Source organism: Nostoc sp. MS1 (assembly GCF_019976755.1).
Taxonomy (GTDB): Bacteria; Cyanobacteriota; Cyanobacteriia; order Cyanobacteriales; family Nostocaceae; genus Trichormus.
Genome location: NZ_AP023441.1, coordinates 2986947 through 2999729 on the forward strand (window position 1 = coordinate 2986947; position 12783 = coordinate 2999729).

Here is a 12783-nt window from a genome sequence, read left to right on the forward strand (position 1 = left end):
GCTGAAAATTTATATAGAAATTCCCACCTCTAGCTAATAAAATCATTTACTTTTATGTATAAATATTACGGAATATTACCAAGAATAATTTTCCTCACAAAATCCTCATATTACCTAACTATTCTCAAGATAGATAAAGAACATTTTAAGTCTAAACACGGTTGTCAATTGATTTGAATGATGTTGTCAACAAACTTTAAAAGAGGATTTATTAATATGATTAGCTGTCCTTGCTGTTCTAGGTTACTTTTACCGCACATACGCAGTGATGCACAAATTCATTGGTTTTGTCGTCACTGTTGGCAAGATATGCCAGTATTCTCATTGACGACTGTTTCTTTGACTGAAATCATGGTTGAAAAGATTTCTCGCAACTTTTATAATAAAGAACGGCTTAATAAAGCTGACTCTATCTATCAGCGTCAAACTATTGATGGGCGGGTAGAATTACAAGATGTTTTAGTCTAAAATACTTACGGCCTTGATTATTTCCTATGTATATTATTAGTCAATTATAATACATCGCATTAAGTTATAGATTTCTTAATCACTTTTATAAATTTTTAAACCCTCGATTAATTCGAGGGTTTTGTATATTATTGACAATTTTGAATCAACTATTTCTCAAGGATGATATTAATAGAAACCAAGTGTTCGTTATAGTTTTAGTCGTCTTCCCATTTGTCCTGGCTCAACAAATCGATAACTCTATCTCTCAGCAAAAATTCGTTTTTCTCTAACTCTAATTCAAAAAATGGCCAGTCGCGCTCTGGAATATATTTACACAAAGCATAAATTGGTTGTTGACGATTTAAAATCCCCTTAGAGATAAGGAGACGCGCTTCATCCTTGATAACTTCAATGTCATATTTTACTGCGGTATCCATAACTATTTCCTTTGTTCTTAATCAAGGAATCAAGAGGTAAATGTAATAAATACTTGACTCTAATTTAACTTTATCAAAAAAATGTGAAGAAATCTTGAAGATATCTAATAGTAAAATATCTTGATATTACTTATTTTTATGTCTGAAGATAGAGTTATTTTTAACTTTAAATTGGTGACTTTATATAAATATTAAATTATAAGTATATAAAACTCATATTTGGCTTATGTTCGTGTAGCGTGGCGTAGCCTTACAAAACTTCAGTATACGTTTATTCCTTCTTACCCGTTCCCTTTTCCCTACCTACGCAAATGATTTCATGAATCAAGCCAGATTCCTATAGATATGTTTCGGCCAATTGTAGCGATCGCTATTAGACCTCTGGAATTGAAAGGTTTTGTCAATTAATTCAAATATTTGGTTTTAGAAGCTGTGGTTATTTTATTACTGGTTGTAGTAATAAAATAACTCCTAGCCTAATAATTCATCTACTGCAACATTAAAGCCTTGAAGTACAGCTTGAGTTTTTACCACTTCACCACTAACAAAGATAAGGCGCTGATTTTTAGTCACAACTATAATCCAGCGATTTTCAGGAAAAACTAACCAAATTTCTTCACTGCCTGAGTGCAAATACTCTTGAGATTTAGCAATCATATCTTCGGCTAAATCTGTAGGGGAAATAATCTCAGCTATTAGGGGAAAACTCTGGGGTAAAACAGCAGGTTCACCAAATTGCTGCATCAATTCTGGAGTAAGATAAGCAACATCAGGACGACGACCTTGTTGATTAGTCCGACAGGGTGCTTCTGTATAAACTTCGCCGCCTTGCCCGTTGGTATTTTTAAAATTTCTCCAATAAAAATATAAATTACCCTGTATGCGGCTGTGCTTCAACGTCACTTCTTCTTTCTCCCGTAATTCCCCATTTACCCATTCTGTACCTTCAGGGGAATTTTGTAGCCAATTTTCTAAGGAATAATCTGTTGATATATCTTCTTTGATTGGTGTGATTACCATAATTAATTAATAAAGTTATTTCCTTTCAACAATGTTATGAATAAATTATATATAAATCGTTAATAGGACGAGTAAATCCCGCCCTATTAATTAACTCAAATTAACCGAAATGTTTGATAATTGCGTCGGCAAATTCAGAACATTTTAGTGGTTCTACTGGTGGTTCTAGTAACCTAGCTAAATCGTAGGTGACTTGACCATTGGCGATCGCATCCCCTAAACCTTTCTTAACTAAGTCTGCGGCTTCTTGCCAACCTAAATATTCCAGCATCATCACACCAGACAAAATCAACGAACCAGGGTTAATTTTGTCTAAGCCTGCGTGTTTGGGTGCTGTACCGTGGGTAGCTTCAAACACAGCGCTGGAATCACCAATATTTGCACCAGGCCCCATTCCCAAGCCACCGACAATAGCCGCAGCCGCATCAGATAAGTAATCGCCGTTTAAGTTCATTGTCGCCAGAATCGAATACTCATCTGGTCTGGTTTGGATTTGTTGAAAGATACTGTCAGCAATTCTGTCATTGACTAGAATTTTTTCTTTCCACTTGCCGTTACCGTGAGTTTCCCAAATTGAGTTAAGAACTGTTTCTACTTCCTTGACAATTTGTGCTTTCTTCTCTTGGGTAAGAGCATCAAAACCAGGGTCAATTTGACGGGCGTTTTCTTCCAAGGAAATATTTGGGTTCTTCTCCTTGTTGCTTAAGATCCAAGATTCCCGTTCGGTGACAGTTTCTTGACGGAACTCAGTGGTAGCGAGTTCATAACCCCAATCACGGAAAGCGCCTTCGGTATACTTCATGATGTTACCCTTATGCACCAACGTCACCTGCTGCTTTTGCTTGGGTAGTGTTAAGGCGTGTTTAATCGCCCGACGCACAAGCCGTTGGGAACCCGTTTTACTGATGGGTTTGATACCTATACCAGAATCAAGGGGGATCTGCTTCTTACCGTGTTCTGGGGTAGCGGGGATCAGTTCTTTGTTGAGGATGGAAATTAGGCGATCGCCTATTTCACTCCCTTGCTTCCACTCGATCCCCAAATAAATATCCTCTGTATTTTCCCGATAAACAATCACATCCAGCTTTTCGGGGTTTTTGTGGGGTGAAGGCGTACCCGCATAATAACGGCAAGGACGTACACAGGCATACAAGTCAAAAATCTGTCTTAACGCCACATTCAAAGAGCGAATCCCACCACCCACAGGAGTAGTCAAAGGCCCTTTAATTGCTACGCCATATTCCCGAATTGCTGTTAATGTATCCTCTGGTAAATACTGATAAGTACCGTATAAATCACAAGCTTCATCACCAGCGTAAATTTTAAACCAGCTAATTTGACGCTTACCTTGATAAGCTTTGGCTACAGCCGCATCTAATACTTTTTGCGTAGCTGGCCAAATATCAATTCCTGTTCCATCGCCCCGAATAAAGGGGATAATTGGGTTGTCAGGCACAATCGGCTCACCATTCTTAAAGGTGATTTTTTCTCCGGTTGTAGGGGGGGTAATCTTGTCATACATATTTCACACACTCCACAAAAATACACTGTGTATTGGGGATTGGAGACTGGGGATTGGGGAGATGAGGGAGTGGGGGGAGTGGGGGAAGATGGGGAAGAATTTTTATTTACCCTGTTCATCTTGTCTCTTTCTCACCCAGTGAAAAGCTGAAGCTACATCTCCCTCATCTCCCTTATCTCCCCACTATTTCAATTGAGGCGCAGATTTCCCCCTATTCCTCTTTTACAGTATTTGAGGATTCAGATATAGGATTTCCGTGAAACTGCCGCAATTTTGTACGATCAAAAATAGTAAACTACTTTTCGCTATCATTGCTTCGCTATCAAGAACGCCGATAGCCGATCGCTTTTTCACTGACCGCTAATTACGAGTAATGGCATGACAGACCCAATGATTGTATCAGGCACTGCTAATGACATCGACTCCCTCCGGCAACGGTTAATCGCTGGGTCTATTCAAGTTCAACAACAGATAATCCCACAGTTAGCTGATTTGGGCAATCAAGGATTAGATGTTTTACAGGAATTTTTACTGAAACGTCGTGACAACCCAGCGACTTGGATTGATGGGAAAGCTTACCAAGTCCTTTACAACTCTGATGCACCACAAGCCCAGGAGTTTTTACAAAATCATTTTCCTGAAGGAATTGTAACTCTAAAATCAAGCTGCGGGATGAATTACCATCCTTTGCAACAATTATTAGCCAAGCAAGACTTCCAAGCAGCCGATCGCACGACAATCGAAAAAATGTGCGAACTAGCAGGGCCAATGGCTGTAAAAAGAAAATGGCTGTATTTTACTGAGGTAGAAAGTTTTCCCATCGATGACCTACAAACAATCAATCAGCTTTGGCTTGTCCACTCTGAAGGCAAATTTGGCTTCTCGGTACAACGAGACATTTGGTTGAGTTTGGGTAAAAACTGGGATAATCTCTGGCCGAAAATCGGCTGGAAAAGCGGTAACAACTGGACTCGCTACCCCAACAGCTTCACTTGGGATTTAACCGCGCCTAGAGGTCATTTACCCCTGTCTAATCAACTGCGAGGAGTGCGAGTGATTGCTTCTTTATTTGCTCATCCTGCTTGGTCTAAGTGAAGGGAGTGGAGAGTAAAGAGTGGGGGGAGTGAGGGGAGATGTGGTTCAACTGCGCTCACCAACCGGGAGTGGGGGGAGTGGGGGAGAGTAACAACTGTCAACTGTCAACTGTCAACTGATAACGTATGGCAAAAGTTCGTTTAGAAGATATTAAGCGTCGGTTTAACAATGTTATCGCCATTGAGGATATCTCCTTTGAAATCCCTGATGGGGAGTTTTGGGTTTTGGTGGGGCCTTCTGGGTGTGGTAAGTCTACAATTTTACGCACGATCGCTGGTTTAGAAACTGCTAGTTCCGGTAATCTGTTTATTGGCGATCGCTTGGTGAATAATATCCCCGCTAGAGCGCGAGATGTGGCGATGGTGTTTCAAAATTACGCACTTTATCCCCACATGACGGTGGCGGAAAATATCGCCTTTGGGTTGAAGATGCGGAAATTTGACCCCAAGATGATCCAAGAACGGGTGGTGAAGGTGGCGCGATCGCTTTCTTTGGATCATCTGTTGGATCGCAAACCCAAACAATTGTCGGGCGGTCAGCAACAACGGGTAGCATTAGGAAGGGCGATCGCGCGTGAACCCCAAGTCTTTCTATTAGACGAACCTTTATCAAATTTGGATGCCCAATTACGTGATGATACTAGGACAGAGTTAAAGCAGTTACATCAACATTTAGGCATTACAACAATCTACGTTACCCATGATCAAGTCGAGGCGATGACTTTGGCTGATCAGATTGTGGTATTAAATGGCGGAAGGATTCAACAAATTGGCGAACCTCAAGCTATTTATGCTCGTCCTGCTAATCAAATGGTGGCAACTTTTTTAGGTAATCCACCGATGAATATTCTGAACGCAGTTTATAAGGGTGATGCTTTTGATGTCAATGGACAGTTACTAACTCTTCCTTCATCTCTTAAAGAGAATTTACCACTCCATTCAGGACAAAGTGTTGATTTGGGTATCCGTCCAGAACACATCTCAATTCATGCTGATGCAACTAATACAGAAAACTCAGGACTATTAGTCGAAGTCAAGGTAGTTGAACCTTTGGGGAGAGAAACATTAGTTCGTGTCAGTTTACCCGACTCGACGGTGCTTTTAAATGTTCAATTGGGTGGCGATGTTCGTCTACATCCAGGCGATCGCCTTTCTCTACAACTTGATTTAAATCAATTATTTATTTTCGATCCCAAAAGTGGACAGAGGATTTCACCCCAGGATTAATACCAATTCAAAATTCAAAATTGAGGAAACCGGACTTAGCATAGTTATGGCGTTTGCATCTGCATCATAATTTTTTGCGAAATGGTATAAACCCAGCCCATTGTGGGCAGCTTAGTTTCACTGTTTCCTATTCCCTTTAATTAAGTAGTTTTATTCGCCAACTTAACAGGTATTTCAATCCAAAACTCTGTACCTTTGCCTAATTCAGATATACATTCCAAAATCCCATTATGTTTTTCTACAATAATTTGATAACTTATAGCTAAACCTAGTCCTGTACCTTTTCCTACTGATTTAGTAGTAAAAAATGGATCAAAAATTTTATTTTTTGTTTCTTGTGACATGCCAGAACCATTGTCAGCAATCCGAATCAGTAGACGATATTCATCTATCGAGAGTTTAGTAGAGATATAAATTTGTGGGTGTTGAGTTGTCTTTTCTTTTACAGCACACAAACTTTTGTTTTTGTTAGTTGTTATGCTATTTGCCTCTGATATTTCACCACTCAGACTGGATTCCTCTAAGGCATCAATGGCATTACTAATAATATTCATGAATACTTGATTCATCTGTCCGGCATAGCATTCTATTAAGGGTAGATTACCGTAATCTTTCACTATTTCAATGCCAGAAAAATTAGGACTTGGTTTTAGGCGATGTTGCAAAATTAATAGAGTGTTGTTAATACCTTCATGAATATCAACTGGCTTACATTCAGCCTCATCTAAACGAGAGAAATTTCTTAAAGAAAGGACAATGGAACGAATGCGATCTGCACCAAGCTGCATGGAAGTGATGATTTTCGGCAAGTCTTCTAACAAGAAATCTAAATCAATATCTTCTATGGTTTCGGAAATTTTACTGGCAGGTTGTGGATAATGGTCTTGATAAAGTTTTAATAGTTCTAGTAGTTGTTGCGTATATTCACTAGCATGGCAAAGATTGCCGTGAATAAAGTTGACGGGGTTGTTAATTTCGTGGGCAACTCCTGCAACTAACTGTCCTAAACTAGACATTTTCTCGTTTTGTATTAATCTTGTCTGAGTTTGGTGCAATTGAGACAAAGCTTGTTCTAACTGTGTGGCTTTAGCTTTAGCCTCAGCTTCGGCTAGACAGCTTTGTGCATATAGTTGTGCTTGTTGAATGGCGATCGCCGCTTGATCTGCTAATTGTTGTAATAAATTAATTTCTATATCCTGCCAATCTCTAGGCGATGAACATTGATGGGCAATCACTAATCCCCAGAGTTGATTAGTCATCTTAATGGGTACTATTAAGTTCGCTTGCACTTGCAAACTCTCTAAAAACTCACGATGGCAAGCACTCATAGTCTCGGCTGAGACGTTATTAATCGCCCTCACTCTACCCCGAAAGAAAAGACGGGCATATTCATCAGGGAAGCAACCTAATGGCATCTTTATGCCTAAAACTGAATCCCAACTGCCGTTGAGTTCTTCAACAACAACTTCACCATCGTCATCTGTAATTTGGTAAATTATTGCTCTATCTGAGTTGAGCAAAAAACGAACTTCTTTAACAATAGTTTGCAGGATAGTTTTTAAATCTAAGGTGCTGCGGATTTGTTGAGTAACTTGCTTAATTACTTCTGTTAAGAGAAATGTTTTTTCTAGTTCCGCCGTTTGTTCTTGGACTTGATGTTTTAAATCAAGATTAAACGCTTGTAGTTTTTGGGTTGTATGTTTTTGGTGAATTGCTATAGAAAAGTCAGATGCTATCACTTGCGCTAAAGAAATTTCTTCCGTACTCCATTGTGGCGCTTGCCCTTTTTTTTGTTCGCGCCATAAGTCAAAGGAAAGCTGGGGTAGGCGTTGGCGTTTACTTTCTTCACATCTGCCAGCCCACAAAATTTCTGAATCAAATTCAAGGCGAAAAATGGTGATTACCCCAATCAAAACTTGTCGATAATGTAGGGGCATAACCAACATTCCGCGAATAAGAGTAGGTTGAAATGCAGTAGCTACAACCCGCAATCGAGTTTCTTTGTAAATATCAGTAATTGCCGCAATATCACCTGGTTTATACTCGCTCATCCAGTTTTGCCACACTGGATGGTTTTCCAGGATACTATAACCTAAATCATCCGATAAACTGGGTTGTTCGCCGCTAGTATATAGCTCTTTAGTTTGTTCTATATCAATATATAATCTGCCACTAGTACCGCCCAAAGCCGCGATCGCTGTTTCTAAGGCTGCTTGTAATTGAATAACTGATTGTCTATGTAAAAGACTATTAATTTGATTAATAATTGCTTCTCGCCTTTGCTGGGCGCGGGTTTCATTCAATAGATTACTTTGGGCGATCGCCATTGCTACCTGATCGCTTACTTGCTGTACTAATTTCAGTTCCCGTTTTAAAATTGTACGTACTTGAGAGTGATGTGAGACTAACAATCCCCACAATTGCGGCGGTTGGGAAGGTGTTATCAAGTCACACAATAAAATTGGCACTACCAAGGAAGACTGCACACCCATCGCTTGCAAATATTCCAGGTGGCAAGCATCAACCGGACGATAAGCTATATTCTCAGCTTGGGAAGATTCATGATTTGACGATGCAAGGGGAGATACACCAATACGTCCACTAGCTACATCCACTATAGAACGTTGCCCGGCTGTGACAAAAAGTTCTCTAGCTGTTTGCGGGATATCATCGGCAGGAAAGTGTAGCCCCAGCAACGAAGGTAAACGCTGTTCGTAAATAGATTCCGCAACTACTTCACCGCTACCATCTGTATCGAAGCGATAGATCATTACTCGGTCTGTTGCCAAAAAGTCCCGAATCTCTGACACTGTAGCTGTTAATATATCTTGCAGTTCGAGCGATCGCCTAATTCGGTTAATCATCCGATGCAATATACTATCTTGCTCTAATGATGTTGGAACACTACCTGGATTATCCGCAAATTTCATTACTTAATACACCTAGATAATAAGTATAGTATTTTTACGCAAAATTTTATCCTCAATTGCAATTAAGATACACTTTCCTGATTTTTAAAGATGCAGGTAAGAAACTATATAAATAATTCTTTATTGTATCTCCGTTATACTGATATGGATTCGGTGAAACTATCTAAGTTAAGACAATTTTTTAACTTTTTGCTAAGTAAAGTTTATCTTGAAGATAAATCATTATAATCTTCAATATTTCATGATTACTTAGTAAGTACTTACAACAAAATAATTAAGCTATGTCAACCAGAAAAACTAGAATCTACGAGCTAAAAGCTAATATTTTTTCAAGTTACCTTTGAGAAAGGCTTGAAAAAAACTGCTGAAATTTATGTATTAAAATCCTGAAAATATCTTCCCCTACTCCCCAGCCCCTCATCCCTAGTTACTAACCTCTATTCTCTAGAAGCTCACCAGAAAATACGGTTGTAAACTGTAGTTTGCGGATTTCTTCACGTACACTCATGAGAATTTTACCTAGATGATTTTGTCCAGTTTTATCCGCACCGCAGCCCCAAAAATAATCACAGTGTGAATTTTCTACCAAAACTTCATTACCCGTACTTAAGAGAGTTTCTCTAATATCAGCGTGAGTAAGAAACTTCTTCAGTACAGCTTCCCGCATGACTGTAGTTTTAACTAAATCCCAATCTGGGCGAAGCTTACGACTGCTACATCGTCCCAAAGCTGCCGCTTCTTCTGGAGTTTCGCAAGCGCGGATCATGGGTATAATCACGGCATCTACACTACCCACAAATTTTTGCGCTTGATAATAATGTTCTACTGTTAACCAGTAAGTCCCCTGAATTTCAATGCTATGGGGAGAAAAGTTAGAAAAACAGCCATAAGGCTGCCAAACCTTATAAAAGTAAATGGTCATTGAAAAATTGCTCTTTTTATATACATATATATTCTTACTTCTATGATGCCTTTAGTTGTCAGCAAGAAGTGAGCAACTTGAGATTGAACCGAGTATTTGCCTGAAGACAGAAGATATTACAACAAAAAAGTTATATTTTGGTGAAAAAACGGGTTAAGAGGTTGACAATGGAAGCAAATAATGAATTATCTAGCAAGCGTTTACCACTAATTTCTGCGGGAATTTTTCTAGGTTTGGGATTGGGAGGGTTTGTAGATGGCATTTTATTGCATCAAATTCTCCAGTGGCATCATATGTTAAGTAACGTTCGACCCTTGACCACAGATTCTAATATAGATTTAAACATGGTATGGGATGGGTTGTTTCATGCCTTAGATTGGGTTTTGACTGTAACCGGAGTGGTATTGCTGTGGCGAGCGGGAGGAAGGGAAGATGTGGTATGGTCTTCACAAACTTTCGTTGGTTCTCTGCTGATAGGGGCTGGGTTATTTAATGTAGTTGAAGGAATTATTGACCATCAAATTCTCGGTATTCACCATGTAAAATCAGGGCCTAATCAATTAGCCTGGGATTTAGGATTTTTAATTTTAGGGGCGTTGCTTGTGTTTATTGGGTGGGTGATGTTAAAAAGAGTTGACAATTGACAATTGACAATTGACAGTTGACAGTTGACAGTTGACAGTTGTTAGTTGTTAGTAATTCTCTTCTGCTCCCCCACTCCCCACTCCCCACTCCCTACTCCCAGCCATGAATCTACTAATTCTCTGCACCTACTACTTAATGTCTACAGATAACTTTGAAAAAGGTGGTTGGGATTGGCAGTTTTCTCAGTTTCAACAGCAAGTGGGAGAATGGTTGGAATATCAGTCATACCGTTTTGAGCGAGTTTTACCAGATTGGAGTCCGGCGTGGAAGTTTGCTCCGTGGCTGGGTGGTGTGTTGAATTTTCTGTCTTGGCTGCTACTAGGTTTATTTGTCGCGGTGGTAGTTTGGCGTTTATGGAGCGCACTCAACCCTTATTTATATACTTGGTTCAATATTGGTGGTTCTGGTCGTAATCGGGGGAAAATATTTACTCCAGATGTATCAATAGCCAATTTATTAGAGCGATCGCAATCTCTTTACCGTCAAGGTAATTATCGTGAGGCTTGTCGTTGTCTTTACTTAGCCATTTTGCAACATTTACACGATACTAAAATCATTACCCACAAACCCAGCCGCACAGATAACGAATATCTGCAATTGCTGCGTTCTGCTGTAACTCCTATCCAACCCTATGAAACTGTGATTACCACTCACGAGCAATTATGTTTTGGCAATGCAGAGATTTTGCCAGAAAATTATGAACAGTGTCGGCAAGCTTACCAGGAGATTGTCCAAAAATGAAACGCTCAAACCGCGTTGTTTGGCTGGGTGCGATCGCTTTAGTGGCAATAATTTTACTGAGTTTCCTAGCTGCGCCTAATACAAAAATTTACACTGGTTCTACTTATAATCGTGCTGTCGATGGTTATGGTGCTTGGTATGCTTTTATGCAGAAACAAGGCGTAACTGTTCAGCGTTGGCAAAAGCCTTTAGCAAAACTCGACAATGAAAAACGACCAGCTACACTCTTGCGTGTATATAGTTACCTCAGACCACCAGAACTAGATACAGAAGAATTAAATTGGTTGGAAAATGGAAATAATTTGGTAATTTTGGGTGTGAAAGCACGGGTAAGTGCAGCTAACTTTCACACCACACAGAAGTCATCTGTAGGTGAAGTAAAGATTGGTACAAGCAGACGTTATCAAGATAAACAAGTTTTATTAGGCGATCGCTTTGGTGCTGTAGTTTGGCAAGATAAGCAAGATAAAGGTCAAGTAATTTATGCGACTACACCCTATTTAGCTGCTAACGCTTATCAAGATAATATTAGTAATTTTAAATACTTAGCTAGTTTAGTTAATCAAAAAGGCAAAATCATATTTGTAGATGAATATATTCACGGCTACAAAGATGCTGATGTTAAAGAAGGTGAGGGAGAAGGGGATTTAATTAGTTATTTTGCTCGTACCCCTGTGGTAGTGATATTAGTACAACTTGGTATTTTATTACTGTTTTTGATTTGGGGACAAAATCGGCGTTTTGGTAAGCCTCAATCTTTAACTACCCCAGTTATTGATAATAGCCAAGCCTATATTCAAGCTTTGGCTGGAGTGTTACACAAAGCTGAATCTAGTGATTTTGTTGTAGACATTGTAGGGAAAGAAGAACAATTACAACTCCAGAAAGCTTTGGGTTTAGGAACAGTTTTATTAGAACATCAAACTCTAATCAATATTTGGACAGAAAAAACAGGTAAACCAGCCACAGAACTAGATGCAGTCTTAAAGCTACAACAACGCAAACGTCGTTTAAGTGAAGGAGAACTATTAAGTTGGTTAGCAAGATGGCGTAATCTGAGGGGTTTTAAAACAGACTCGGCTGAATCTCGTCAAAATTAGATACGGCTTTCATTGCTGATTTTGTTATGATCAAAAAGTAATCTCATGCTGGCATTGTCAACATTTGCCTTTCTCTATCAGCTGCATAACTCAGACAAGCCAAAATATCCTCTTGTGTCAAATAAGGAAAATCATTCAGCACTTCCTCATAAGTCATACCAGAGGAAAGATATGATAAAATATCATACACAGTAATTCTCATACCCCGAATACAAGGTTTACCACCTCGTTTTCCTGGCTCAATTGTAATAATATCTCGATACGACATATAAATTATTAACTTACATAAAAAGCTACTAATTACTAACTAGCCTCTAGCTTAATACAAGTTTCATTAACTAATAACGAATAAACCCTGTGCGTTCCTCCGCGCCTACCTCCGCGCCCCTCCGCGTTAAAAAACCACCCTCCTCAAAACTCCTCATCATCAACAAAAAACTCAGCATCATCCTCCAACCGAGAACCACGAGAACCAGCCACACCCCAAAGCGGTTGTAAAATAGCTATAGCAATTAACCCAATACAAGCACTGAAAGCCAGCACCAAACCCACTGGTATTTGCACCGATTGAAATGTTAAAAACTTTAACGATACAGGTGTAGCATTTTGGACAGAAATAATTGCGATCGCTGCCACCCAAAAAGCTACAACTAAAGATGTGATAAAAGGAGCAAAAGTTTTCATAAATCACGAAC

At 39.3% G+C, this 12783-nt stretch carries 13 protein-coding genes; 6 read left to right on the forward strand and 7 right to left on the reverse strand.

Going from position 1 to position 12783, the window contains the following annotated elements; all coding sequences use genetic code 11:
- Nucleotides 1-216: 216 nt before the first annotated feature.
- Entirely contained in the window at nucleotides 217-468 is a 252-nt protein-coding gene (locus NSMS1_RS12930) for a hypothetical protein (protein ID WP_224093753.1), read from the forward strand.
- Nucleotides 469-665: 197 nt separating this feature from the next.
- Here the strand turns inward: NSMS1_RS12930 and NSMS1_RS12935 are convergent, their stop codons facing one another.
- The 3 genes from NSMS1_RS12935 to NSMS1_RS12945 all read right to left on the reverse strand — a co-directional run bounded on the left by NSMS1_RS12935 (nucleotide 666) and on the right by NSMS1_RS12945 (nucleotide 3429).
- Nucleotides 666-887: a DUF4327 family protein gene (locus NSMS1_RS12935; protein ID WP_224093756.1), complete on the reverse strand. Its 222-nt coding sequence runs from the start codon at nucleotides 885-887 to the stop codon at nucleotides 666-668.
- 471 nt (nucleotides 888-1358) lie between these two features.
- Nucleotides 1359-1907 carry a Uma2 family endonuclease gene (locus tag NSMS1_RS12940; protein WP_224093768.1) on the reverse strand — a complete coding sequence of 183 codons (549 nt, stop codon included), beginning with the start codon at nucleotides 1905-1907 and terminating at the stop codon, nucleotides 1359-1361.
- Nucleotides 1908-2007: 100 nt separating this feature from the next.
- Entirely contained in the window at nucleotides 2008-3429 is a 1422-nt protein-coding gene (locus NSMS1_RS12945; protein ID WP_224093771.1) for an NADP-dependent isocitrate dehydrogenase, read from the reverse strand.
- Between the two features lie 378 nt (nucleotides 3430-3807).
- On the opposite strand from NSMS1_RS12945, the gene NSMS1_RS12950 reads away from it, so the two are divergent.
- Together NSMS1_RS12950 and NSMS1_RS12955 are read left to right on the forward strand one after the other, a co-directional pair.
- Nucleotides 3808-4524: a GUN4 domain-containing protein gene (locus NSMS1_RS12950; protein WP_224093774.1), complete on the forward strand. Its 717-nt coding sequence runs from the start codon at nucleotides 3808-3810 to the stop codon at nucleotides 4522-4524.
- Nucleotides 4525-4649: 125 nt separating this feature from the next.
- Complete coding sequence (locus NSMS1_RS12955) at nucleotides 4650-5750, forward strand: ABC transporter ATP-binding protein (RefSeq protein WP_224093776.1); 1101 nt, start codon at nucleotides 4650-4652, stop codon at nucleotides 5748-5750.
- Between the two features lie 140 nt (nucleotides 5751-5890).
- Here NSMS1_RS12955 and NSMS1_RS12960 read toward each other — a convergent pair whose 3' ends face one another.
- Entirely contained in the window at nucleotides 5891-8680 is a 2790-nt protein-coding gene (locus NSMS1_RS12960) for a GAF domain-containing protein (protein WP_224093777.1), read from the reverse strand.
- A gap of 430 nt (nucleotides 8681-9110) precedes the next feature.
- Nucleotides 9111-9602 (reverse strand): NADAR family protein, encoded by a 492-nt coding sequence (locus tag NSMS1_RS12965; RefSeq protein ID WP_224093780.1) that lies wholly within the window; start codon nucleotides 9600-9602, stop codon nucleotides 9111-9113.
- Nucleotides 9603-9769: 167 nt separating this feature from the next.
- On the opposite strand from NSMS1_RS12965, the gene NSMS1_RS12970 reads away from it, so the two are divergent.
- The 3 genes from NSMS1_RS12970 (at nucleotide 9770) to NSMS1_RS12980 (ending at nucleotide 12088) form a co-directional block, all read left to right on the forward strand.
- The gene (locus NSMS1_RS12970) at nucleotides 9770-10246 is read left to right on the forward strand and encodes a DUF2243 domain-containing protein (protein ID WP_224093782.1); all 477 of its coding nucleotides are present in this window, start codon (nucleotides 9770-9772) and stop codon (nucleotides 10244-10246) included.
- A 136-nt stretch (nucleotides 10247-10382) separates the two neighbouring features.
- A complete protein-coding gene (locus NSMS1_RS12975; protein WP_224095222.1) occupies nucleotides 10383-10988 on the forward strand; it encodes a DUF4129 domain-containing protein in 606 nt (201 codons plus the stop codon).
- Nucleotides 10985-12088, forward strand: a complete 1104-nt coding sequence (locus NSMS1_RS12980; RefSeq protein ID WP_224093783.1) for a DUF4350 domain-containing protein — start codon at nucleotides 10985-10987, stop codon at nucleotides 12086-12088. Before NSMS1_RS12975 ends, NSMS1_RS12980 begins: the two co-directional genes overlap by 4 nt.
- A gap of 43 nt (nucleotides 12089-12131) precedes the next feature.
- Here NSMS1_RS12980 and NSMS1_RS12985 read toward each other — a convergent pair whose 3' ends face one another.
- Nucleotides 12132-12356, reverse strand: coding sequence for a DUF433 domain-containing protein (locus NSMS1_RS12985; protein WP_224093784.1), 225 nt, complete (start codon nucleotides 12354-12356; stop codon nucleotides 12132-12134).
- A 143-nt stretch (nucleotides 12357-12499) separates the two neighbouring features.
- Complete coding sequence (locus tag NSMS1_RS12990) at nucleotides 12500-12772, reverse strand: LapA family protein (protein ID WP_224093786.1); 273 nt, start codon at nucleotides 12770-12772, stop codon at nucleotides 12500-12502.
- Nucleotides 12773-12783 lie beyond the last annotated feature (11 nt).

Bases quoted from the DNA above. Each gene is read 5' to 3' on its own strand.
- NSMS1_RS12930 (WP_224093753.1), top strand. From the start codon at position 217: ATGATTAGCTGTCCTTGCTGTTCTAGGTTACTTTTACCGCACATACGC.
- NSMS1_RS12935 (WP_224093756.1), bottom strand. From the start codon at position 887: ATGGATACCGCAGTAAAATATGACATTGAAGTTATCAAGGATGAAGCG.
- NSMS1_RS12940 (WP_224093768.1), bottom strand. From the start codon at position 1,907: ATGGTAATCACACCAATCAAAGAAGATATATCAACAGATTATTCCTTA.
- NSMS1_RS12945 (WP_224093771.1), bottom strand. From the start codon at position 3,429: ATGTATGACAAGATTACCCCCCCTACAACCGGAGAAAAAATCACCTTT.
- NSMS1_RS12950 (WP_224093774.1), top strand. From the start codon at position 3,808: ATGACAGACCCAATGATTGTATCAGGCACTGCTAATGACATCGACTCC.
- NSMS1_RS12955 (WP_224093776.1), top strand. From the start codon at position 4,650: ATGGCAAAAGTTCGTTTAGAAGATATTAAGCGTCGGTTTAACAATGTT.
- NSMS1_RS12960 (WP_224093777.1), bottom strand. From the start codon at position 8,680: ATGAAATTTGCGGATAATCCAGGTAGTGTTCCAACATCATTAGAGCAA.
- NSMS1_RS12965 (WP_224093780.1), bottom strand. From the start codon at position 9,602: ATGACCATTTACTTTTATAAGGTTTGGCAGCCTTATGGCTGTTTTTCT.
- NSMS1_RS12970 (WP_224093782.1), top strand. From the start codon at position 9,770: ATGGAAGCAAATAATGAATTATCTAGCAAGCGTTTACCACTAATTTCT.
- NSMS1_RS12975 (WP_224095222.1), top strand. From the start codon at position 10,383: ATGTCTACAGATAACTTTGAAAAAGGTGGTTGGGATTGGCAGTTTTCT.
- NSMS1_RS12980 (WP_224093783.1), top strand. From the start codon at position 10,985: ATGAAACGCTCAAACCGCGTTGTTTGGCTGGGTGCGATCGCTTTAGTG.
- NSMS1_RS12985 (WP_224093784.1), bottom strand. From the start codon at position 12,356: ATGTCGTATCGAGATATTATTACAATTGAGCCAGGAAAACGAGGTGGT.
- NSMS1_RS12990 (WP_224093786.1), bottom strand. From the start codon at position 12,772: ATGAAAACTTTTGCTCCTTTTATCACATCTTTAGTTGTAGCTTTTTGG.